Source organism: Algoriphagus sp. (genome assembly GCF_039969895.1).
Taxonomy (GTDB): domain Bacteria; phylum Bacteroidota; class Bacteroidia; order Cytophagales; family Cyclobacteriaceae; genus Algoriphagus.
Genome location: NZ_JBDVMZ010000026.1, coordinates 187,321 through 210,059, shown reverse-complemented (window position 1 = coordinate 210,059; position 22,739 = coordinate 187,321). Strand labels below are relative to the sequence as shown.

Annotated in this window: 17 protein-coding genes; 13 read left to right on the top strand and 4 right to left on the bottom strand. The window is 42.2% G+C overall.

What is annotated here, in order from left to right; translation table 11 throughout:
• Nucleotides 1-190 precede the first annotated feature (190 nt).
• Entirely contained in the window at nucleotides 191-1,408 is a 1,218-nt protein-coding gene (locus tag ABJH64_RS19195; RefSeq protein WP_348274044.1) for a DUF2254 domain-containing protein, read from the bottom strand.
• A gap of 340 nt (nucleotides 1,409-1,748) precedes the next feature.
• Here ABJH64_RS19195 and ABJH64_RS19190 point away from each other — a divergent pair, with 340 nt between their 5' ends.
• From ABJH64_RS19190 to ABJH64_RS19160, 7 genes are all read left to right on the top strand, one after another.
• Nucleotides 1,749-2,177 carry a CHY zinc finger protein gene (locus ABJH64_RS19190; protein ID WP_348274045.1) on the top strand — a complete coding sequence of 143 codons (429 nt, stop codon included), beginning with the start codon at nucleotides 1,749-1,751 and terminating at the stop codon, nucleotides 2,175-2,177.
• A gap of 39 nt (nucleotides 2,178-2,216) precedes the next feature.
• Nucleotides 2,217-2,633, top strand: a complete 417-nt coding sequence (locus ABJH64_RS19185; protein ID WP_348274046.1) for a hypothetical protein — start codon at nucleotides 2,217-2,219, stop codon at nucleotides 2,631-2,633.
• A gap of 95 nt (nucleotides 2,634-2,728) precedes the next feature.
• Nucleotides 2,729-6,547: an efflux RND transporter permease subunit gene (locus ABJH64_RS19180; protein ID WP_348274047.1), complete on the top strand. Its 3,819-nt coding sequence runs from the start codon at nucleotides 2,729-2,731 to the stop codon at nucleotides 6,545-6,547.
• 2 nt (nucleotides 6,548-6,549) lie between these two features.
• A complete protein-coding gene (locus tag ABJH64_RS19175) occupies nucleotides 6,550-7,779 on the top strand; it encodes a TolC family protein (protein ID WP_348274048.1) in 1,230 nt (409 codons plus the stop codon).
• A gap of 2 nt (nucleotides 7,780-7,781) precedes the next feature.
• Nucleotides 7,782-8,237 carry a DUF305 domain-containing protein gene (locus tag ABJH64_RS19170; protein ID WP_348274049.1) on the top strand — a complete coding sequence of 152 codons (456 nt, stop codon included), beginning with the start codon at nucleotides 7,782-7,784 and terminating at the stop codon, nucleotides 8,235-8,237.
• Between the two features lie 25 nt (nucleotides 8,238-8,262).
• A complete protein-coding gene (locus ABJH64_RS19165; RefSeq protein ID WP_348274050.1) occupies nucleotides 8,263-10,050 on the top strand; it encodes an efflux RND transporter periplasmic adaptor subunit in 1,788 nt (595 codons plus the stop codon).
• A 26-nt stretch (nucleotides 10,051-10,076) separates the two neighbouring features.
• Entirely contained in the window at nucleotides 10,077-10,634 is a 558-nt protein-coding gene (locus tag ABJH64_RS19160; protein WP_348274051.1) for a DUF3347 domain-containing protein, read from the top strand.
• Nucleotides 10,635-10,739: 105 nt separating this feature from the next.
• Here ABJH64_RS19160 and ABJH64_RS19155 read toward each other — a convergent pair whose 3' ends face one another.
• Nucleotides 10,740-13,022 (bottom strand): TonB-dependent receptor, encoded by a 2,283-nt coding sequence (locus tag ABJH64_RS19155; RefSeq protein ID WP_348274052.1) that lies wholly within the window; start codon nucleotides 13,020-13,022, stop codon nucleotides 10,740-10,742.
• A 111-nt stretch (nucleotides 13,023-13,133) separates the two neighbouring features.
• Between ABJH64_RS19155 and ABJH64_RS19150 the strand changes: the two genes are divergently transcribed.
• Genes ABJH64_RS19150 through ABJH64_RS19140 form a run of 3 tightly spaced genes read left to right on the top strand, consistent with a single transcriptional unit; the run spans nucleotide 13,134 to nucleotide 15,029 of the window.
• On the top strand, nucleotides 13,134-13,793 hold the full coding sequence (locus ABJH64_RS19150; RefSeq protein ID WP_348274053.1) for a metal-dependent transcriptional regulator: 660 nt from the start codon (nucleotides 13,134-13,136) through the stop codon (nucleotides 13,791-13,793).
• Nucleotides 13,794-13,821: 28 nt separating this feature from the next.
• A complete protein-coding gene (locus ABJH64_RS19145; protein WP_348274054.1) occupies nucleotides 13,822-14,388 on the top strand; it encodes a Crp/Fnr family transcriptional regulator in 567 nt (188 codons plus the stop codon).
• A gap of 59 nt (nucleotides 14,389-14,447) precedes the next feature.
• Complete coding sequence (locus ABJH64_RS19140) at nucleotides 14,448-15,029, top strand: NAD(P)H-dependent oxidoreductase (RefSeq protein WP_348274055.1); 582 nt, start codon at nucleotides 14,448-14,450, stop codon at nucleotides 15,027-15,029.
• Between the two features lie 104 nt (nucleotides 15,030-15,133).
• On the opposite strand, the gene ABJH64_RS19135 is transcribed toward ABJH64_RS19140, so the two are convergent.
• Nucleotides 15,134-15,490: a hypothetical protein gene (locus tag ABJH64_RS19135; RefSeq protein WP_348274056.1), complete on the bottom strand. Its 357-nt coding sequence runs from the start codon at nucleotides 15,488-15,490 to the stop codon at nucleotides 15,134-15,136.
• 57 nt (nucleotides 15,491-15,547) lie between these two features.
• The gene (locus tag ABJH64_RS19130) at nucleotides 15,548-16,660 is read right to left on the bottom strand and encodes a hypothetical protein (protein WP_348299321.1); all 1,113 of its coding nucleotides are present in this window, start codon (nucleotides 16,658-16,660) and stop codon (nucleotides 15,548-15,550) included.
• 527 nt (nucleotides 16,661-17,187) lie between these two features.
• On the opposite strand from ABJH64_RS19130, the gene ABJH64_RS19125 reads away from it, so the two are divergent.
• The 3 genes from ABJH64_RS19125 to ABJH64_RS19115 all read left to right on the top strand — a co-directional run bounded on the left by ABJH64_RS19125 (nucleotide 17,188) and on the right by ABJH64_RS19115 (nucleotide 22,660).
• A complete protein-coding gene (locus ABJH64_RS19125; RefSeq protein ID WP_348274058.1) occupies nucleotides 17,188-17,811 on the top strand; it encodes a Crp/Fnr family transcriptional regulator in 624 nt (207 codons plus the stop codon).
• Nucleotides 17,812-17,947: 136 nt separating this feature from the next.
• Nucleotides 17,948-21,118, top strand: a complete 3,171-nt coding sequence (locus ABJH64_RS19120; RefSeq protein WP_348274059.1) for a carboxypeptidase regulatory-like domain-containing protein — start codon at nucleotides 17,948-17,950, stop codon at nucleotides 21,116-21,118.
• A gap of 123 nt (nucleotides 21,119-21,241) precedes the next feature.
• Complete coding sequence (locus tag ABJH64_RS19115; RefSeq protein ID WP_348335564.1) at nucleotides 21,242-22,660, top strand: ectonucleotide pyrophosphatase/phosphodiesterase; 1,419 nt, start codon at nucleotides 21,242-21,244, stop codon at nucleotides 22,658-22,660.
• Nucleotides 22,661-22,739: the final 79 nt, after the last annotated feature.

Genomic DNA, 22,739 nt, shown 5'->3' with positions numbered 1-22,739 from the left:
AACCCAGCTTCCTTCATGAGACATTTGTAAATAGCCTATATGATATCCGCAATAATGCCAGTCACCTTATTGTGCTTGCTTATCTGGTTGGAAGACCGATGACCGAAGCGGCCTCAATTCTTAAGTTTAATATTTGCTACTTTGCTTATTCCACCTTACTGTTAGAAAAGCGGATAATCATATAGCCTAATTAGCGCTGATGCTCTATCATTTTTTCCTCCACCTCAGCCAGCAGTTTTTTGACAGAAACAGAGACAGTAATCATTAATAGCTGATCTAATAGTACTTTGAATTCATCTCTGAGCATCCTATCCTCTTTTCCATAATCCCAGATTGGATACACGCCTTTTTCAAATAAGGTATCAAAGCTCAACTCGCTTCGATGTAGCACAAAATCAGTATCCTCCACAGTGAGCACCGATGGCGGGAAGTGATGCGCTCTATATCCAAACAAATCTATCATGGCCCTCAAACTGAGAATAGCAGTACCCGGATCATTGATTCCAGGGCTGAGTGCTTTCAGCGCTATCTCGGACAGCTGTCTGAATCCGTACTCATAATTGCGATTAGTGGATTCCTGATCACTAAGTAATAACCCCAGAACTGCTTGCTCTAGCTGCTTATCATCGAGATTTCGACTGCATTTCAAAATAGGTTGACCTCGCAATACATAAGTTCCCATGGGGTAGATCGCCAGCATACTGCATTTATTTTCGAATAGAAGATCCTTCATTTCCTTCGTGTCAAAACCCTCAAAAATCCCGGATGTAGATGCTCTTATCACAGAAAGAGAGGCAAAATCAGGCTGACCTTCCACCTCAACAGTTGACGTACAGAAATCCCTCATCCCATCAAAAGTGGAAGATCTGATTCGATCAATGATGACATTATACTTCACAGACTGCGTGATGTAATGAAGAAAATAAATGAAGATAAAAATATCCAGAACGGTAATAATGGTCAGAAGAAAAATACTCAGGGAGGGAATTTGAAAGGAGTTTTCCTGCTCTCGAATCGTACTAAAAAGAAAAAAAGTATAGATGATAGTACCGATGTAAATTCCCAATACCACCTGCTGAAACCTGTTACCGATCAGCTTGTCCAGCACCCGATTACTCATCTGGGAAGCGGCTTGACTGAGCACTATCATCACCATAGAAAAGCTAAAAACCGTAAGCGAAATAATCCCTCCGGCAATTGCCCCCAGGATACTTCTCGCTGTGGATGGGTCTTTTATGGATAACCATGGGATGTCGGATTTGATCTGATAACCCGCCTCAGAAAAATCAAAAGTGATCACCATAAACGCCAAAACTAAAAAGCTCATGCTAATCAATCCTGGTATAAATGCGATACTTTTCACAATAGTCTCATACCTAGAGATCAGCCAAATTCTTATTTTATCCATTTAATTAAGGTATTAATTTTTATGATTATCCCCAATCTTGCCCAAAACCAGAATCCCCTTGGATATACGGGCAGAAGTCAGAAGATCGGTGAACGAAGCAGCCTAAAATTATAAGTAAACCTAATCCCATATTGTTTTTTGGACTTGATTGTTCAGAAAGCGTATTGAAAAATCTAACATGAAATTGGAAGTTTTGACTTGAAACCTACTGCCAAACTACGCTCTAAATTTCTCAATAAGAGTAGCCAATTTTTCAAAATCGGTGCTTTAATCCTAAAATTAGCAACTTGAATGTATAACTTTCCACTTTCAAAGAAGCTCAATCGCCCGTAATTACTTGATGAAAACTCTCCTCTTTGCCCTACTCTTATTATTTTCAAGCCAAGCCATGTCTCAGCAAACGCCACTTTTGCCCATCGTGAAATCGACCATCAAAGGTGTGAATGTGTATGGGAAAACAGTGGACAACCAGACCCGCTGTCAGCACTGGCACTCTGAACTGGATGTGATTGCGATCAAGTTTAAATGCTGTGAGAAGTATTATCCATGTTTTTCCTGTCATGAGGAAGAAGCAGACCACAAACCTCAAGTATGGCCGAAAGCTGAATTTGATTCCAAAGCGATTCTTTGTGGCGTCTGTGGTTCAGAATTAACCATCTCAGAATATCAGTCCAGCGGAAATACTTGTCCAAAATGTACCGCAGCTTTCAACCCCGGATGCAGCAAGCATTATCATCTGTATTTTGAAACGGATGGAGATGAAAAGTAAGCAAAACCCTCAATCAGAATATTTCGTAACTTTACGAAGTTGAAAAAATCGTTTTCCATAGCGCTCGCAGTAGTACTACTTTTTGCAAACATCGGTTTGGCAAAAAGTAGCCATATCTGCATGGGTGAGGAAATGTTGGTTAAGTTTGGAATTGCTACCAAGCACCTCAACTGTGGGATGAAAATGGATACTTCGGACGACGCTTCTGAGTCCTCCAAAGGTATTGACCCCCTAGAGTGCTGTCAGGATCAATTTGAATTCTTTCATCAGGAGACAGAACGCAATCTTAAAAATCTTAGCGTCGATGCTCCACAACTTATTTTTATAGCTGCCTTCACGCAGGTTTTTATCTTTGGAGTAGAGACTCTTCCAGCAGCGTATGCCAGTTCCCCTTCGCCTTCTCCCCCGTTAATACCCCAAGACTATACAGTGCTGTATCAGTCTTTTTTGATTTAATACTTTCTGGTAAGTAGGTCATGCGACCTTTTCTAGCTAATGGTAGTCAACCACTTAGCTATTCTTTTTAGTTTCTCCTTTACCAGGATTAAATGATGCTTAACTCAATTATCAAGTTTTTTCTTGAAAATAAACTCGTTGCTGTACTTCTACTGATCGCTTTGATCGTAGGCGGAATAGTAACAGCTCCATTCGGTTGGAAAGTAGGCGCTCTTCCTTCTAGCCCAGTTCCGGTGGATGCAATTCCGGATATTGGTGAAAATCAGCAAATCGTTTTCACCCAGTGGCCAGGAAGGTCTCCTCAGGATATTGAGGATCAAATCTCCTACCCACTTACTACTTATCTACTTGGAATTCCCGGAGTGAAATCCATTCGTAGTTCCTCCATTTTCGGGTTTTCTAGTATTTATATCATCTTTGACGAAGACACCGAATTTTATTGGTCTAGATCAAGAATTCTCGAAAAACTCAGCTCTTTACCAGCGGGTTTACTTCCAGAAGCTGTTCAGCCAGGGCTTGGCCCAGATGCTACAGCACTAGGTCAAGTCTATTGGTACACGCTAGAAGGAAGGGATGAAGAAGGAAATCCAACTGGGGGCTGGGATCTTCATGAGATCAGAACGGTTCAGGATTTCTTTGTGAAATATGGGTTGAATGCCGTAGAGGGAGTTTCAGAAGTGGCTTCCATCGGTGGTTTTGTACAGGAATATCAAGTCGATGTAAATCCCGACGCACTCAAAGCTTACAATATTCCCTTGATGAAAGTCATGGAAGCGGTCAAGCAGTCCAATCGGGATGTAGGTGCAAAAACCATAGAAATCAACCAAGCTGAATACTTAGTACGAGGCTTGGGTTACATCAAAAAGGTAGAAGATCTAGAAGAGGCCGTAGTGGCTGTGGAGCAAAATGTCCCGATCCGGATAAAAGACATAGGAGTAGTAAGCCTAGGTCCTGCCAACCGAAGAGGTCTGTTGGATAAGGACGGCGCTGAGGTAGTCGGCGGTGTAGTGGTCGCACGCTATGGGTCAAATCCACTTCAGGTCATCAACAAGGTGAAAGATAAAATCGCAGAAATAGCACCTGGACTTCCTAAAAAAACCTTAGCAGATGGTCGTGTAAGCCAATTGACCATTGTTCCATTTTACGATAGATCTACCCTGATTCAGGAAACGTTGGGAACGCTGGAGGAAGCCCTTTCCTTAGAGATCCTAATCACTATTCTGGTTGTGATTGTAATGGTGTACAACCTTCGTGCTTCCATTTTGATCTCCAGCTTATTGCCCATTGCTATTCTGATGGTCTTTATAGCCATGCGGTTTTTTGGTGTAGAAGCGAATATAGTGGCACTATCAGGAATCGCAATCGCGATCGGTACCATGGTGGATTTGGGGATTATACTTTCCGAAAATATTATCAAGCACATAGATGAAGCTCCTCCCGAGCAGAAGTTAATTACTACCATTTACAAGGGATCTTCCGAAGTAGGTAGCGCTATTCTCACCGCCGTGTCCACCACTATCGTGAGCTTTATTCCCATTTTCACCATGGAGGCAGCCGAGGGAAAATTATTTGGACCTCTAGCCTATACCAAGACTTTTGCCCTTATCGCTGCATTGATCGTTTCCTTGCTTATACTGCCAATGCTGGCTCATGTGTTCTTTGGTTTTCAAATCAAAAAAAACCGCTTCAAGCTTATGGGAAATGGTTTAGTGCTAATTCTAGGATTTGTAGCACTGATTTATGGTTACACTTGGGCGGGTATAATGTTGGTGTTATTTGGCCTTATTTCCTTCGCCAAAATCTATGTCGAAAAAGAGTCTATTGATATCCCAACTCGCATCCGTTCTATATACAACCAATTGGAAATTATTCTGGCAATTGTTGGTGTGGTTTGGCTATTAGCGACCTATTGGTTGCCACTTGGCGCTTCACATTCTCTTATTTCCAATGTGATTTTCGTAGCCATACTGGTCAGTTTGATACTAGGATCATTCACCTTGCTGGAATACAACTACAAACGGGTATTGACTTGGTGCCTGGATCACAAAGCTATTTTCCTGACTATTCCAGCTGTCCTCATTTTCGTGGGGGCTACCGTTTGGCTTGGATTCAATACCATTTTTGGCTTTGTACCAAAGTCCACAAATCTACTTGGTTGGGACATTCAATCAAGTAAACCTTGGTCAAGTCTAGTTCATACTTTCCCCGGTATGCAAAAGGAATTTATGCCTTCTTTGAATGAAGGAAGTTTTCTACTGATGCCTACTGCCATGCCTCATTCGGGTATTGAGTATAACAGAAAAGTGCTGGGGCAATTAAATATGCTTCTGACAAATATCCCTGAAGTAGAACTTACAGTTGGCAAACTTGGACGAGCAGAATCAGCTTTGGACCCCGCTCCGATCTCCATGTATGAGAATATCATTAATTACAAACCAGAGTATCTTCTCAATACCAAGGGACACAAACAACGATTTAAAACTGATGCTGAGAATAGATTCATTTTCTCTACTGGAGACACGCTGTCCAATGCAGATGCCATCGCTCAAAACATGCCTACAAAAGGTTTGATTCCTGATGAAAACGGCATGTATTTCCGAAACTGGCGCGAGCAAATCAAATCTCCGGATGACATCTGGAATAAAATCATCGCTGTCACCAAAATCCCGGGAATCACTTCCGCACCGAAGCTTCAGCCCATAGAAACTCGATTAGTCATGCTCCAGACGGGTATGCGAGCACCCATGGGAATCAAAGTCTATGGCCCAGATTTGCAGACTATCGAAAACTTCGGCATACAACTGGAAAATATTCTAAAGCAGGTGCCATCTGTCAAAGAAGAAGCTGTTTTCGCAGATAGAATCGTAGGCAAACCTTACCTACAGCTAAATATCAACCGGGAGCAAATAGCTCGATTTGGTCTGACGATCGAAAATGTGCAGCAAACCATAGAAACAGCTATAGGAGGAATGAACGTCACCACCACAGTGGAAGGACGTCAGCGATTCCCTGTTCGTGTTCGCTACCCTAGAGAATTACGAGATGATCCTGAGAGCTTGGCCAAAATCTTTGTCTTTACTCCCACTGGAGCTCAAATCCCTTTGGGTCAACTCGTTGATTTTGAATACGTGCGGGGGCCTCAGGCTATCAAAAGTGAGGAGACTTTCTTGGTGGGTTATGTGCTTTTTGACAAGCGCGAAGGAAATTCTGAAGTGACTGTAGTCGAGGATGCTAGACAGTTAATTCAAAGTAAAATCGATTCGGGTGAGCTGGATGTGCCAGCTGGAATTACTTACAAATTCTCTGGAAGCTATGAAAACCAAGTTCGTGCCGAGAAACGCCTAAGTATCATTGTGCCGGCCGTTTTGGTCATCATCTTCTTGATCCTGTACTTTCAGTTCAAATCGGTCACCACCACCCTCATGGTCTTCACCGGGATCGCCATGGCTTTCTCGGGCGCATTTATCACACTTTGGTTTTATGGACAAAGCTGGTTCGCTGATTTTGATCTCTTTGGGACAAATATGCGGGACCTTTTCCAAGTTCATCAGATCAACCTCAGTGTGGCTGTTTGGGTAGGTTTTATTGCACTCTTTGGCATCGCCACAGACGATGGGGTGCTGATGGCTACTTACTTGGATCAAAGCTTTAAACGCAACAAAACCGACAACCTCAAGGGAATCCGCATGGCAATCGTAGAAGCTGGGCAGCGTAGAATTAAGCCGGCAGTCATGACTTCTGCTACGACCATTATCGCGCTACTACCGATTCTCACTTCCTCAGGAAGAGGATCTGACATCATGATTCCTATGGCTATTCCAGCTTTCGGCGGAATGATCGTCGCGGCTATCACCTACTTTATCGTACCCGTGCTGTATTCCATTCGGGAAGAAAGAAAACTTAAAAAAAGCTGATCATGAGAACCATCACACTTTCTTTTCTTCTGTTGCTTGGGATTAGTTTCTCAGCTGCTCCGCAAAGCTTAGAAGACTATTTCCGAATAGGCGCCGAGAATAATCCCGGCCTTCAAGCCAAGTACAAGGCATTCGAAGCTGCCTTGGAAAAAATCCCACAAGTTGGATCATTACAAGATCCTAATCTAAGCTTTGGATATTTCATATCTCCAGTTGAAACCAGAGTTGGTCCTCAGAATGCACGTTTTTCCTTAACTCAGATGTTTCCATGGTTTGGCACCTTACGTGCACATGAAGATGTGGCATCCTTACTAGCCGAGGCAAAGTATCAGGAATTTCTGGATGCTAAAAATCAGCTATATAATCAATTGGCAGCCGTTTACTATCCCCTGCTTGAGATTCACGAGTTGATTGCTATTGAGGAGGAAAATTTGAGGATTTTGCAAACCTATTATTCACTTGCTACTTCCAAATTCGAAAATGGTCAAGGTTCCCTGGCAGATGCGCTACGAGTAGATATCATGATCGAAGCTTCGAAGACGAATATTGAGGTGCTGAAAATGAAAATAATAGGCAGCAATTCATGGTTCAATTCTCTCCTTTCTAGATCCCATGATGCATCAATTGAGATCTCGGAAAAACTGGAAATATCGACAATTGATCGGATGATTTTACCCGATTCTATCCAAACAAATCCCTTGCTAGAGAGCATAAACCTAAAAATCCAAGCCAGTGAAGCCTCTGTGTTGGTTGCCCAAAAACAGGGCATGCCAAAGCTTGGAGCTGGTATAGACTATGTAATCGTTGGTGAGAGAACAGACATGGCCATACCAGATAACGGGCAGAATGTCTTGATGCCAATGGTCACGATGAGCCTGCCAATTTTCCGAGGGAAATATAAGGGAGCTCAGAAGGAAGCAGAACTTATGCAGGAATCCTACGAACTGGAGAAGGCAGAGCTTAATAACAAGCTCTATGGCACTTTTTACCGCTACTCTTCAGATTTGCAGATCCAGGAGAATTTGATCTCACTCTATGAGAAGCAAGTCCTGACTTCAGAGCAAACGCTACAGCTACTTTATACTGGCTATAGCAATTCAGGGAAAGACTTCGAAGAGGTATTAAGAGTACAGCAGCAACTGCTGGAATTCCAAAAAATGAAACTCAAAGCCATGGTAGCCTACCAGACTTCCCTGGCTCAAATAAATTATGTAACCGCTAAAACCTACTAATTATGAAAAGCAAGAGCTATGTAAAATTCGCAGCAATGATGGCAGTTTCCTTTGTCATTATGTATGGAGTCATGTTTTTGAATGCAGACGTATTCGAGCATGTGATGCTTAGTACCACCAGAACCTACATGACCATTTTGATGATTGCTCCAATGGCAATCTCCATGATGCTGTTTATGTGGGAAATGTATGAAAACAAAAAGGCCAACTATATAATCTTGGCCTCTGCGGTAATCATCTTCATCGGCACACTCACCATGCTGAGAAATCAAACTATGATCGCAGATGTACAGTGGATGAAAGCCATGATCCCTCATCACTCCTCAGCAATCATGGTAAGCCAAAAAGCGCATCTTCAAGATCCAGAGGCGCAAAAACTAGCACAGGATATCATAGAAGCACAGAAGAAAGAAATCGCACAGATGGAGGCTATGATCAAAAGGCTCCAGAAAAACTAAATATGTTCTTAAATGAACCTTCGAAATGAATAATTTACTCAAGAGCAAATTTGTCCTGATAGCCATCACATTGCTGGTGGGGCTAACTATCGGTTGGTTGATCAAGCCTTCTTCAGCTCCAACTGTGGAAACTGATGAACATGATCACGTAGAGTCTATAGCAGGAATCCCTATTACTTACACCTGCTCTATGCATCCGCAGATTCGCCAAAATGAGCCGGGAGATTGTCCCATCTGCGGTATGGATCTGATTCCTTTGGAAAATGAATCGAATGACGCCGATCCCATGTCCATCAGCATGTCCCCTACTGCAATGCAGTTGGCAGGGGTTCAATCACTTGTCGTAGGAAATGGGGTTGCGACTAAGTCCATCCGTCTAAATGGAAAAATCCAAGAAGACGAACGTCAGAATTATACCCAATCCGCTCATATTCCTGGTAGGATAGAGAATTTGTCAGTCAACTTTACCGGGGAATATGTCCAAAAAGGACAGGTATTAGGACAAATCTACTCACCAGAATTGGCTACCGCTCAGGAGGAGCTTTTTCAAGCAGAAAAGATCAAAGACACTCAGCCTGCGCTTTTCAATGCAGCTAAAGAAAAACTTAAAAACTGGAAGCTGACTGATTCTCAGATCTCACAAATTCTTACTACAGGAAAAGTGACCGATCAACTACCAATTTTAGCTAATGTCTCTGGCTACGTAACTGAAAAAATGGTGAATCTGGGAGACTATGTAAATCGCGGAGAACCTATCTATCAGATCGCAGATCTTAGCCAAGTCTGGGTGCTATTTGATGTCTATGAGTCAGATCTGCAATGGGTGAAAAAAGGTGATCAGATAGACTTTACTGTGCAGTCAATTCCTGGAGAGACTTTCTCAGGAAAGCTGAGTTACATCGATCCGATGATAGATCCACAAACCCGAGTTGCCAAAGCAAGGCTGGAAGTCAGTAATCCTAATCTGAAGTTTAAGCCAGAAATGTTTGTTTCTGGAAACGTAAGAACCAAAGGATCATTCAAGGCCAACAGCATCGTAGTGCCAAAAACGGCTGTGATGTGGACAGGAAAGAGATCTGTGGTGTATGTGAAAAACGTGACCAATCAAGCTGTTACATTCAAACTTCGGGAAGTTACCCTTGGCCCAGCCTTAGGTGAAGGATATGTGATCACTTCTGGGTTAGAATCAGGAGAAGAAATCGCGGTCAATGGAACCTTCAGCATCGATGCAGCGGCTCAGCTGGCAGGAAAACCAAGCATGATGTCTCCTGATGGAGGAGCAGCGATGACAGGACATAATCATGGAGGAATGTCTGAAGTGAAAATGGAAATGACAGGACAAATTTCTTCAGGTTCTGTGGAACTATCTTCCAAATCTAAAAATGAATTAAAACCAGTTTTTGAAAACTATTTCAAGCTCAAAAATGCGCTGGCTCAAGATGATTTGGCAGGGGCCAAATCCACCGCGACAACGATGCTTAGATCCCTGGAAAAAGTTACTATGTCCGAGTTCAAAGGCGATGCCTTCCTAGGATGGATGAACTACCAAGCTAAGATCAAAACTTTACTTGGTCAAATCAAATCTCAAAAAAACCTGGCTGAAATCCGAAAATCATTCCTGGGTATTTCAGATGAAATGCTTGACATGGCTGAGAATTTCAATCCTTTGTCGGTCAAAATATACGTGCAGCATTGTCCCATGGCAGCTAGTAACCGAGGTGCAGATTGGCTGAGCTTAGATGAAAAAATAGTGAATCCCTATTTTGGCAAAGCCATGCTGACCTGCGGAGAAGTAACGAAAACCATCAATTAATTTCATACAACAAACAATTCCTAAACATGAAAAATCTTAGAACACAACTTGCCCTTTGCCTAGTAATCGCTCTTTCAATTGCCTGCTCCAGTAAACCCACTGATGATCAATCACAACTGGAAAGTGTAGAAAATCCTGAAATCAAGGAAGTAACTGCAAACGAAGAAGAAGTACCCACTGTCACAATTGCTTTCAAAGAGGAATCTACTACGCAAATTTTCAATGCGTACTTGGCTTTAAAAGATGCTTTGGTAGCTACTGATGGTGAAAAAGTAAGTACCGAGGCCAAGAAATTAGCAGCCCTTTTGACGGATGATGCCCATACTTCCATCAAAGCAGAGGTAGAGAAAATTGCGGCAAGCACCGACCCAAAAGTGCAGCGAGATTCATTTGACAATCTTTCTGAGCAAATGATCACACTAGCAAAAAACAGCGAATTAACTTCTGGCAACTTATTCCTACAGCATTGCCCAATGGCTAATGGAAATCAGGGAGCAAATTGGCTGAGTCTTTCAGAAGAAATCAGAAACCCTTATTTCGGTGACAAAATGCTGAAATGTGGTTCGGTAACTGAGAAGATTTGATTTAGATAAAAAGTAAGGGGCGAAAGATTTTTCGCCCCTTTCCTGTTTTTAATCTCTGTGTAACTCTCTCAGTAGTCCTCTGTGAATCTCCGTGGCAAATTACTCTCAATCCAAAACCGTAAACCTCACTCCCAAAAACCCTCTGATCCCCTGATTAGGTGCATATACATAAGTTGGGTCAAAAGTCAAGGCATTTGGATTTCCCGGAGTAGGAATTACCGAACCATCAGGCGCAAAGTCAACTCCCCGATCAAATGGATCAAAAGCTCTAGCAATAGAATTTGCCGCAGGCGTGAAATTCAACAGGTTTTTCACCCCACCAAAAACTTCCCACTTTTCTCCTATCGATTTTGTTAACTGTATATTCTGAAGACTGTACCAAGGAGAATATTCAGGCCTATCATCCAGTTCACCAAGTAATGGAAGTCGCATAGGACTGTACACATTCCCGGTGTAATCAACCGTGAGTCCTAAGCGAAAGAATTCATAACCCACTGACCAAACCCCTGAAAACCGCTCTGTAAGCAATTGTCGCCTTGTGATTCCCTCCTCTTCTATACTCACATCCATAAGTGTTCCTCCAGCAGTTACAGTAAAACCATTTGGCCAAGCAGCATCTACATTTAGCGAAACTCCTTTTGAAACTGCCGTCCCATCTAGATTTGCATAAATAATCTGATTGGGATTGGTCTCATAATCAGGCACAATACGATTAGTAAAATGAGTGTAAAATGCTGAACCATCTAGCCCAATAAAAACGCCCTTATCTGAATAGATTTTCTTCACCAAGTTTGCATTGAGGTTCCAGCTTTGCTCCGGCTTCAATTCTTCTTCGAAAATCACTTCTCTTGCTCCAGTTAGCGCTGCATGATCTTCCGTGAAAACATTGGCTACTCGAAAGCCATTTCCAGCAGATAACCTAAAAACCAGGCTCTTGTCATCCGAGGAGAGTTTGTAATTTAACCGTGGTGAAAAGATAAATCCATGTATGGAGTTATAATCATATCGAGCACCTAACAATAAGCTTTGATTGGAATTAAATTTAATTTCATCTTGGATAAAAATTCCTGGCAAATGAATAACAGAAGGGTTGTTTTCCCTAGAAAGTAGATCAGAGGTAGCCCCTGTGTTATCATCATAAAAAGTGTATCTATAGGCCATTCCAAGTAATAGGCCGTGCTTTTGAGCAGTTTTTGCCCAAGTCAACTGACCAAAACCAATGTACTGATCAGCTTTATAAATGGTCGTCCCATAAACAGAGTTTTGGTTGTGCCCATTAGCTGAAAACTGGAAATTGACATGCTCAGAGCCTGGCAACTGCCAGGTACCAAAAGTCTCCCAGCGGCTAGTATAAATACTTTCTCCATACACTTGATCTCCACCACGATCCGCACTAGTCCAATTCATCTCACCACCCCAGCGGTCTTCATATACGTACCTTCCAGCCATAGTGAAAAGCTTGTTATTTGATCTTTGAACGTTGATTTTTTGGAAAAAAGATATCCTCTTAGAAAGGGTGACATCCGTAAACCCATCCCCATTATTATCAATGGGATTGTCATAATAGAAAGCATTTACACCTGTAAGCGACTGAATAGCTTCACCCCAATTCGATCTCAATCCTAAGTCCAAATTCATTTCTCCCCACCCTGTCGCAAAGAAGTCTGTTGATACCAAGGGAGCTAATTCAGGTTTTTTGGTAATCACATTGATCAATCCTCCAACGGCTTCAGAACCATAAAGCGTAGATGCCGGGCCTTTCACCACTTCCACTCGATCGATCAGCGCCTGTGGAATTCCGGTCAAACCATACACCGTTGCCAAACCACTCACAATCGGCATACCGTCGATCAATACCATAGTGTAAGGTCCTTCCAACCCATTGATATGGATATCCCCGGTGTTGCAGACGTTACAATTGACCTGCGGCCGCACGCCATTTACATTCTGTAAGGATTCGAAAACTGAAGGTGTAGGGTTAGCTCTGAAAAAGTTAGCAGTATATACCTCTACAGGCACCGGGCTATCGAGCTTTGATACTTCTTGCATCGTCCCACTCACGACCACTTCGTCTAGTCCTCCATCCATTTCTTCGAGCTCAAAAACCAATTCAGAAAGTTGAGCCTGTGGAATTTTCACTTGCTTTTGGGCAGTCTGATAGCCTACCATGGATGCCTGAACAGTGTAATTACCAGCCTCTGCAAGCTGAATGGAAAAAGATCCCTCAGCATCCGTGACAGCACCAATCGACAGCCCCTTCACATACACATTAGCGAACTCAACTGGCGATCCATTAAAAAAAACCTTTCCTCTTAGTTTTTGATTTTGACCAATGGACTCATGCGCCAGAAGGACTAAAACGAGAATTAAAGAATAAATAAATTTCATGGAGTTGGTACGATTTTCAAATTAGATACGACAAATCTACCTTGTTAGATTTGTCTAACAAAATTGTTTTCTGAAAATTATTCTCATATTTGAAGACTAAAGCAACAAAACATGGCTTCACAAACAGAAGAAAATTACCTCAAGTCACTTTTTAATCTAGCCAATGAAAAAAATGAGGTGAACATCTCTGAACTAGCTGCACAGATGCAGGTCAGCATGCCAACAGTGAACAGCATGGTGAAAACACTTCAAAAAAATGACTGGTTGATTTATGAAAAATATAAACCTGTCATCCTCACTCCGAAGGGAAAAAAGGAAGCTGCACTCATCATCAGAAAACATCGCTTAACAGAGATGTTTTTGGTTAACAAAATGGGTTTCGGCTGGGAGGAAGTTCATGAAATCGCCGAGCAAGTAGAACATATTCACGCACCAAAGTTTTTTGAGCGAATGGATGAGATGATGGGTTTTCCTACCATTGACCCGCATGGATCACCTATTCCAGACAACCAAGGTCGAGTTCAGGAAATCAACTACCTCAGTCTTTCGGATTGCAAAGCTGGACAAACTGTGATTCTCGCAGCACTCACCAATTCTTCTACTGAGTTTTTAGAGTTTCTCAATGGTAGAGACCTCAGCTTGGGCACTGAGCTAAAAATCATATCAAAGGAAGCTTATGATAAAAGCATCGTATGTACTTACCCGAATCATAGTAAGGAGACGCTTTCTGAGAAAGTTTGTGAAAAGCTTTTAGTAAAAGTGGTAGAATAAAATTTCACCAAAACACAAAATCTCTAATATGCTCAAATCATTTCTCCAATCATTTCAGATCTTACAGGAAGCTGATATTGAAGATTTTATCCTTCAAACTACACCAAGGACCTTGGAGAAATCAGATTTTTTGATTCGAGAAGGCGAGACTAGCAAGGAAGTCGTTTTTTTGCTTTCTGGTATTTTTCGCTCGTATTATCTCGCCGAAAATGGCGATGAAATCACCTATTGTTTCTCTTTTCCTGGCACGATGATGACAGCCTATTCTTCTTTTATTACGGGATTACCGTCCGTAGAAAACATCCAAGCCATCACTCCTACTCAGTTTCTTTCCATTTCAAAGGATAAAATCAAAGCAATGGAGCAAAATAATCCCAGTTGGATCAGATTTTTGAAAATAGCTGCCGAGCAAAACTACATCTACCTAGAAAAAAGATTTTTTCAAATGCAGAAAAACAATGCCAGCCAGCGGTATCACATGTTGACCAAGGATCAACCTGAATACCTTCAACAGATCCCTTTGCAGTATCTCGCTAGTTATTTGGGAATCACCCAAAGACACTTGAGTAGAATCAGGAAAGAAGTTTACTTTTAGACAAATGTCCTATTTAGCCGATTCGTTCTGCGATAGTTTTACCTTACAAAAAAGGAGCTATGAGCAAAAAACTAGTAATCATCAATGGGCATCCGAATCAGGATTCTTTTAATTCCGGTTTAGCATCTTCCTATAGAGCTGGGGCTGAAAAATCTGGAGCGACTATTCAGGAAATCAAAATCGCAGAATTAAACTTCAATCCCAATTTGGAATTTGGTTATCAAAAAAGAACCACGCTCGAACCAGATTTAGTGGAGGCTTGGGACAAAATCTTATGGGCTGATCACCTCGTATGGATTCACCCGGTGTGGTGGGGTGGCTATCCCGCTATCATGAAAGGCTTTATTGATCGCCTTTTTCTTCCTGGAATGGCATTTCAGTATCGGGAAAATTCCCTTTGGTGGGACAAATTACTTAAAGGAAAAACCGCCCACATCATTACTACAATGGATCAGCCATCGTGGTATTACTGGCTTATTTATGGTCGGCCAAGTGTTAATCAATTGAAAAAAACAACGTTGGAGTTCTGTGGCGTAAGTCCTGTAAAAGTGACTTATATAGGTCCACTAAAAACATTTAGTCCAACCCAAAGAGCAAAATGGCTGAAAAAAATAGAGTTGATAGGCCAAAAACTGAGGTGAATTTTCAGATTGATTTTATAGGAGTTGGTTAAGTTAAGAATTGACGTCGCTTCGGTTTCTGGTTTTATATCTTCGTTACGCAATTCTGATTAGGCAGCCCACAGCTACTTTTCCCCAAAAGCATTTTCCGGAAAAGTACTTAGGTAATACTCCAAGTAATTCAAATCAAGCGACATAAAACTCTGTCCCACGGCTGAGCCAAGCTCAATCTCTTTCACAATATTTTCTTTAGAATAGTGCTCCCCATTGAGGGTAGAAACCATCATATTTTCCTCCGAAGTCTGATAGCGCTTGATCGCAAGTTTGGTCCGTGAATCCTTAGTCCATTTGGCTACCGGGTAAATTTTCTGTTCACCGCTAGCTACCTTATCGTAGTAGGCAAACTCACTAGTCTGAGGATTATAGCTGAGAGGTTTTCCTTTGGCCTCGAGGGCTATAGGAGGTAGAGATAGCTTTTCCATAGGAATAAAGTTAACTATAGCAGTTGTTTATTTCTCAAAACAACTGCTATAAAATGGCTACAAACGCTTGATTGTAAAATCCGCCAATGTCATATTATAGAAAACATAAGGCTGGATTGTGGCAGTTTTGCTACCCCAGGCAGCTCCTGACATGGCCGAACGCATGAGATCGCGATCCTGCATCAGCAAGGCCGCAGTGGTAGTTCCTGGAACGGACGCCATGCCCACATTGAACTGAGCAACCGAATCCGAGACAGCCTGCTGTACAGTTCGTCCCAGTGCCATACTAATATCATATTGTGAATCGGCTTTCCAAAAAAGTGTGGAGTTAGCCCAAGTGAAGGTGAAATTCTCCGTGTAACCCATGTATGAAACCGCTCCTTTGGTGACTGTATTTGGCCCTAAATCTCTGCCTGTTCTACAGCTCAAAAAGTGTATCGAACTATTATCGACTTCTGTGGGGTCATAAGCACCCACTCGGATCAGACTAGCATTGGCGTGGCCAGTGTAATTGTCATAGTTGCCATGTCCTATTCCGCTGATATACACTACCCGTGATTCCTTTGCTCTGGCTGCAAAATTGGTTCGGTTGTCATTTACTCCAATGAGCTTAATCAATTCGAAGCCTCGCGATTCAAATACCGGATGAACATTGGCCTGCCGGTAAGTTGCCACTTCGTTAGTGACGCTGTCTGTAGTGTTTTCGCAAAACAAAACCTTATTTGAAAACAACTTCCATTTTGCTTTAGGAATGATTTTCCATTCTGTGGGAATGGTCGGCAAAACTTCGGCTTTTGGCATCACAAATCTTATAGGTGCCACTGATATTTTACCTAGCATCTGATTGAGCATGTACTCTGCATACTTTACTTCAGCATCTGCTATCTGCTTACCGAAGGAAGTTTGGTTTTCTATGTGAGAAATAATCTCCGCCTTGCTGTACGTACCTGCATTGATCACGCCGATTTTCAAATCTGGCTCTTGTTTGATTCGCTGAATGGCCAATTTGACTTTGTTGTCCATTGAGGTGAGATCCATCCCAAACTTAGGTGGAAGCTTCCCTGATACTACTTCTTTTGCGTACATCAGCGCACCATCGCCACGTACACCAATTGCTTTTTCTGCGGCAAATTCCGGAAGGGAAAGCTTGCCTAATTTGACTGTTTTCATGCTGCTATTGTATAAGAGTTATCGCCTACTATTATCGGTTTCGGCTATCCGATTCTAAATGGATTTATCAATCGTATTTAGTTAAAAATTAATCAGTTACTCAAAAATTTTGTATCGCGGTACAAGTTCAAATGTAGAAAAACCGTAGAATTTTCAATTTCAATTTTTACTGATTTTAAGCAGGGTTTTTAGGGGAATTTAATTGTAAACAAAATTTGAATTCATCAACAAATCAAAAAGTCTTACTCATTTAAAATAACATCTACATCCGCTTTACTACCGGCAAATAGTCCCAAGCATCCTGGGATTTGGTCAGCTTAAAAATTGAGGCCACTTCGGTCAACGGGCTTCTATCCGCCTGAGCAAAAGAATTCTGGATCCTGGCAGTCTTACAGATAATCAAATAAATTAAACACAAACCATTTTCCCCTGCCCCCTAAAAAAGGAAGGATTTTAAAACTTCATGTTGCATTAACTTTCAACTAATAGTGGGATCTTATTTTAGCGTTGAATAAAAATCCTTCTATATGACAATACCTGTACGTCCTGAAAATAATTCCTACAGTGGTTTCAAATTCTTTGATCTCATATGTGGCCTACCCCTAAATCAGCGCTTTGGAAATGTAAAGGAGATCGTAGTCAAAAAAAATGAATACATCTACAATCCCTCCTCTGAGCATATGTACATCTATGAGATTGTGGATGGAGCTGTCAAGCTGGGGAGCTACACCGATGAAGGTGAAGAATTTACTTTTGACGTACTTATAAAAGATGACTTTTTTGGAGATCTGAAATACCTAAACAATCAATTTTTTGAGTTTTCCAAAGCCTTGGTTGACACTAGACTGCGCATCTACAGCCGAGATTTTTTCAAAAAAATGGTTGTCCACAATCCTCAGGTATCTGAATGGTTTATGTCCTATTTAGTCAAGCGCTGGTGTAGTGCTGAAAAAAAACTGAAAAAACTCCAAGAGAAAAAAGTCACAGATAAACTCTCTTTCCTGAGCTCATTTTTCAACCTAAAAATAAGAGATGCAAAAGGGGTAGAATACATCATTTTGGATCTTCTAACACAGAAAGACAGAGGAAATCTGATTGGAGCCACCAGACAAACAGTAGCCAATTCCTCCAAAAATAACGGAGATAGGTAGAAATCATTACCATCATATTAGCTCAATATTTCCCTTTTTAAATTTATGTTACGTCTGTTTTCAATGTTAAATTTTAACATTTGATAGATTTCCTGAAATCTAGTTTTGGATAAAATTAAACCATTATCCAAAGACTATGAGGTCAAAAACTTTTACCCAATTACGATTAGGAATTCTCTTTCTACTCCTACTTCTGGGTCTAAAATCCCAGATTTATGCTCAGGCAACCAATGCTTCTATTTCCGGTCAGGTCTTAGATGAATCCGGTGAGCCACTCATTGGAGCTGCGCTGCTTATCAAAAATGAGCTAACCGGTTTTACGGCTTCTGCCGTCACGAATCTCACTGGAAATTACATCGTTAATCAGCTTCCTTTGGCTACTGATTATTCAGTTACTTGTACGTATCTAGGCTATGGCACTAAGATATTTACAGGATACTCGCTCAGTCAAGGAGATCAGATTAAACTTGACATCGTCCTAGGCGAAGAGGCTCAGTCGCTAAACGAGGTGAGCGTGGTAGCTAATTCACTCAGTAATAGCATCGATCGCTTGGGTAGTGCTACTGCCGTCACTGCTAAAGACATGGCTACCCTTCCGGTAAACGGTAGAAACTTCAATAGCTTAGTTGACCTCTCCCCAGTTTCTAATGGCAACAACCTCCTCGGCCAGCTTTATTCTTCCACCAACTATACAATAGATGGCATGACGAATAGAAGCCCTCTTTCCAGCGGATCTACTAACCGCGGTCCTTTCTCCATCTCCATGGAAGCCATCCGGGAATTTGAGGTTTCTACCAATGACTACGACGTAACGAATGGACGTAGCGGTGGCGGAATCATCAGTGCGGTGACTAAGACTGGTACAAACACGTTTCAGGGCTCAGCTTTCTTATTCAATAGAGCTGATTGGCTGAGCAGCAAATACGACACTCGAGGAAATGTGAGAGAGGATGAGTTTGCTATTCAGCAATATGGCGTCACACTCGGCGGACCAATCATCAAAGACAAGCTTCACTTTTTCCTTGCCTACGATGGACAGCGAGACGCCAGACCCTTATTTATCGCTGATATCAGAACTCCAGAGGATGAAAACCGATACAATCTTTCCCAGGAATCTTTGGATCGTTACTTACAGATTGCCCGTGGAGAATACGGCGTTGCAGAAAGTCCTCAAACAGGAAGTTTTGATAAGAAAAGATACTCTCATACCGCCTTCGCACGAATTGACTATCAGATCAACAAGACTAATTTGCTTTCTATTCGAAACAATTTTTCCAGAGATCTAAATAACCAAGGTGTATCCGATAATAGCTCAATCAACCTCTACGAAGTCTATGGCGATCACCTTTCCACTGCCAACAGCTTAATGGCCTCCTTGAGAACTGAGATCAATACTAAACTAACCAACGAACTGAAGCTTCAGTACCTCTATACGCTTGATGACGGTACACCAAATGCACAACTTCCCAGCAGCAACATTCCAAGAGCCATAGTTCAACGGGTGGAATCTGAAGTAGATGGAAGAAATGTGAATACAACTATCCAATTGGGAGGTCAGCGTTACCTGCCAGAACGATTCGAGTCCCATGTATATCAATTGGTAAATAACCTATACTACACCAAAGGAAGGACGAATTTTACGTTCGGTATGGACCTTTTGCTGAACAACCTTAACTCACTGGCCACTAGTGAATTCAATGGACGATTCTATTTCACAGGTTTAGATAATTTCGACAACCTCAAGCCCTACCGCTATGCTAGAGAAGTGGCTACAGAGGATCCAACGGTAGAGCAAAGCATTTTCGGCGGAGGAATCTATGCACAATCCGAAACAGACCTCGGAAGAGGTATGAATTTGACCTTAGGTCTAAGAGGAGATTATACAAGCTACCAAAACAGCCCTACGTTCAATCAAATCGTATTTGATGAGTTAGGTTTGAGAACTGATGTGAAAACTGGTGGATTTCAGGTACAGCCAAGAGTTCAGTTTACTTGGGACATCAACGAAAAGCAGCAGGACATCCTGAGAATTGGGGGAGGTATTTTTGGATCTGCGTTGAACAACTACTCAGATGTAAACAACCTTCAATTTGATGGCACCAAGATTTTCGCAGTAGATATCACTGGTCAAAATGTACCAGTGCCTGATTTCGTTTCCTATAGAAATGACCCTACCACGGCTCCAGGGGTAGATTTATTGAATCAGCCGGGCATCACCCCCGTGACCACGATCAACATGAACAGCGAGGACTTGAAAGTCCCAACGGTTTATAAAGGTAACGTGATGTACAACCGAATTTTCAACAATCGCTTAAGACTTGGCGTCAATTTCATCGCATCGATCGCCAGAAACAACTACATGTATGTCGATAGAAACATGGTAGATCAACCCTACTTCACTTTGGATGAAGAAGGAGGCAGAGGTGTCTTTGTACCCGCTGCCACGATCAGTACTTCCAATGGAAATGCTGACTGGACCAAAGGCAGAAAAACAGATCAAATCGGTAGAGTATTAGAACTAAACAGTGAAGGAAGAAACAACACCTACACGATGGTGATTGATGGAACTTATCGCTACTTCAAAGACGGTCAAATCACAGCTAGCTACACTTGGAATGACAGCAAGGACAACACCTCCTACAATGGAAATGTCGCTAACAGCGCAACCCTATTCCAGATGGTAGTAGATGATCCAAGGGACCTCTCGCAAATGAGCTACTCCAACGGTCAATACAGAACCAAAGTGGTACTATACGGCACATTACCCACCTGGAAAGGAATCTCTGTAGGTGTGAGATACTCTGGTATCGGCGGAACCCGCTACTCTCTCCGAGTAAATGGTAACGTCAATGGTGACTTTGTCAACTCCAATGATCTTGCTTTTGTATTTGATCCGACCACGCCTGGCTTATCTGAAAGTATTGCTACAAGCATGAATGAAGTATTGGCAAATCCAGATAACCTTGCTTCAGATTACATCAGAGAAAGTCTAGGAAAAGTAGCAGTGAGAAATGGTGGGGAAAATGGCTATTTCGGCAACTGGGACATTCGAGCTGCCAAGAAATTCTTCTTCACCGGAGAAAAGAAATCAGGATTCGAGCTTGGCTTAGATATATTCAATGTAGCCAACTTACTCAACAAAGAGTGGGGAACGTCCAAGAACTTAGGCAATCAAAATCTCCTGACTATACGGAATTTTGATCCAGTGAAAGAAGCCTATGTCTATGAAGTAAATCCAAATGTGGGTGTCACTACTCCAGGCGGAACTCCCTACCAAATGCAGATTTCCGGCAAAATCTTCTTTTAATTAAAACTTACGAGGCTGTCTCTAACATCTGATTTATGTCTGACTGAGCGATTTGCAAGTCCATTTTCAGATAAGCTGAACCATTTCGACTTCGCATTTTATGACATCTAATGGTTTCCCTCAATGAGACATTCAGCACTTATGAGACAGCCTCTTTACACTCACTATACACTTATGATTTCTACCTTTTTATCAAAAAAAGTAAACCTATTATTCCTTTTAACACTAGCTCTTGGCAGCTATTTTACAGCGCTTGCGCAAAATGCAAAGCCTGCTGAACATGTGGTGTTGATTTCGATTGATGGCTTTAGGCCTAATTTCTATTTGGAGGAAAAATGGCCCGCGCCCAACCTGCAAACTATGGCAAAAGAAGGAGCTCGATCGCTAGGCGTAACCGGAGTTTTTCCTTCCGTCACCTATCCGTCGCACACTACCGTAATCACTGGAACCACTCCTGACAAGCATGGAATATATTACAATGCGCCTTTTGAGCCTGAGGGGCAAACTGGCAGATGGTATTGGGAGAATGAGCTGATCCAAGTTTCTACGCTCTGGGAAGCGGTAAGAAACGACGGGATGACCAGCGCCAGTTTTCTTTGGCCAGTATCTGTCAACGCACCCATAGATTATAATCTACCAGAATATTGGAGTCTGGAAGGCTATGGGAGAATAGAACCCATGCGAGAAATGGAAACGCCCAAGGGATTATTGGCTGAAATGGAGCTCAACGTACTTGGAAAACTCAATGAAAAGACGTTCAACGGTGACTTCCTGAACCGGGAAGATAGAATCGGCGATATGGCTGGTTACATTCTAGAAACTTACAAGCCAAACCTAATTACGCTTCACCTCATCGCGACGGATCACTTCCAGCATAGCGAAGGGAGAGACGGCCCTATGGTGTATAAATCCATCGCCGCAACCGACAGAGCTATAGGTAAAATCATGGAAGCCGCAGAGCGCGCTGGTGTATTAGACAAAACCACCTTCATCATCACGGGAGACCATGGGTTTGTGAATATTCACAGTTCCTTAAGCCCAAACATTTGGCTGGTCAATGCCGGTCTGATGGAGAATAGAGACGATCGTGGAGACTGGAAGGCAGCATTTCATACCAGCGGAGCATCAGCTTTTCTACATCTAAAAGATAAGAATGACACCACTACGGTCGTTCAGGTAGAGAAAATCCTCGGTGACTTGCCAGAAAATATCAAAAAGCTTTTCAGGGTGGTAAACAGAGAAGAATTGGACGAAGTCGGAGCCGATCCAAATGCCGTATTGGCTCTTGCTCCCATTCAGGGAATCTCCTTTTCCGGGTCCACTAGCGGTGACCTGTTGAAACCCGCAAAAGGTGGAACCCATGGCTACTTCCCGGATTTTGATGAGATCGAGACAGGTTTTATCGCTTGGGGCGCAGGAATTCGCGAGAATGTTGAAATTCAGGAAATGGGCTTAGTAGATGTAGCATCCGTAGTGAAGTACCTCCTGGACTTGTCCATCGACCTCCCTCAGAGCACATTGTATCCAGGAATTAAAAAATAATGTGAGTATCCCTATTTGTGCCAGGGGCATTACTTTTCTTGCATAGCTATTGGATGGACCTATGCGGACTCGAACTTTA

Excerpts from the sequence above, each read along its gene's own strand:
- ABJH64_RS19195 (WP_348274044.1), bottom strand. The coding sequence starts at position 1,408 with ATGGATAAAATAAGAATTTGGCTGATCTCTAGGTATGAGACTATTGTG.
- ABJH64_RS19190 (WP_348274045.1), top strand. The coding sequence starts at position 1,749 with ATGAAAACTCTCCTCTTTGCCCTACTCTTATTATTTTCAAGCCAAGCC.
- ABJH64_RS19180 (WP_348274047.1), top strand. The coding sequence starts at position 2,729 with ATGCTTAACTCAATTATCAAGTTTTTTCTTGAAAATAAACTCGTTGCT.
- ABJH64_RS19175 (WP_348274048.1), top strand. The coding sequence starts at position 6,550 with ATGAGAACCATCACACTTTCTTTTCTTCTGTTGCTTGGGATTAGTTTC.
- ABJH64_RS19170 (WP_348274049.1), top strand. The coding sequence starts at position 7,782 with ATGAAAAGCAAGAGCTATGTAAAATTCGCAGCAATGATGGCAGTTTCC.
- ABJH64_RS19165 (WP_348274050.1), top strand. The coding sequence starts at position 8,263 with ATGAATAATTTACTCAAGAGCAAATTTGTCCTGATAGCCATCACATTG.
- ABJH64_RS19160 (WP_348274051.1), top strand. The coding sequence starts at position 10,077 with ATGAAAAATCTTAGAACACAACTTGCCCTTTGCCTAGTAATCGCTCTT.
- ABJH64_RS19155 (WP_348274052.1), bottom strand. The coding sequence starts at position 13,022 with ATGAAATTTATTTATTCTTTAATTCTCGTTTTAGTCCTTCTGGCGCAT.
- ABJH64_RS19150 (WP_348274053.1), top strand. The coding sequence starts at position 13,134 with ATGGCTTCACAAACAGAAGAAAATTACCTCAAGTCACTTTTTAATCTA.
- ABJH64_RS19145 (WP_348274054.1), top strand. The coding sequence starts at position 13,822 with ATGCTCAAATCATTTCTCCAATCATTTCAGATCTTACAGGAAGCTGAT.
- ABJH64_RS19140 (WP_348274055.1), top strand. The coding sequence starts at position 14,448 with ATGAGCAAAAAACTAGTAATCATCAATGGGCATCCGAATCAGGATTCT.
- ABJH64_RS19135 (WP_348274056.1), bottom strand. The coding sequence starts at position 15,490 with ATGGAAAAGCTATCTCTACCTCCTATAGCCCTCGAGGCCAAAGGAAAA.
- ABJH64_RS19130 (WP_348299321.1), bottom strand. The coding sequence starts at position 16,660 with ATGAAAACAGTCAAATTAGGCAAGCTTTCCCTTCCGGAATTTGCCGCA.
- ABJH64_RS19125 (WP_348274058.1), top strand. The coding sequence starts at position 17,188 with ATGACAATACCTGTACGTCCTGAAAATAATTCCTACAGTGGTTTCAAA.
- ABJH64_RS19120 (WP_348274059.1), top strand. The coding sequence starts at position 17,948 with ATGAGGTCAAAAACTTTTACCCAATTACGATTAGGAATTCTCTTTCTA.
- ABJH64_RS19115 (WP_348335564.1), top strand. The coding sequence starts at position 21,242 with ATGAGACATTCAGCACTTATGAGACAGCCTCTTTACACTCACTATACA.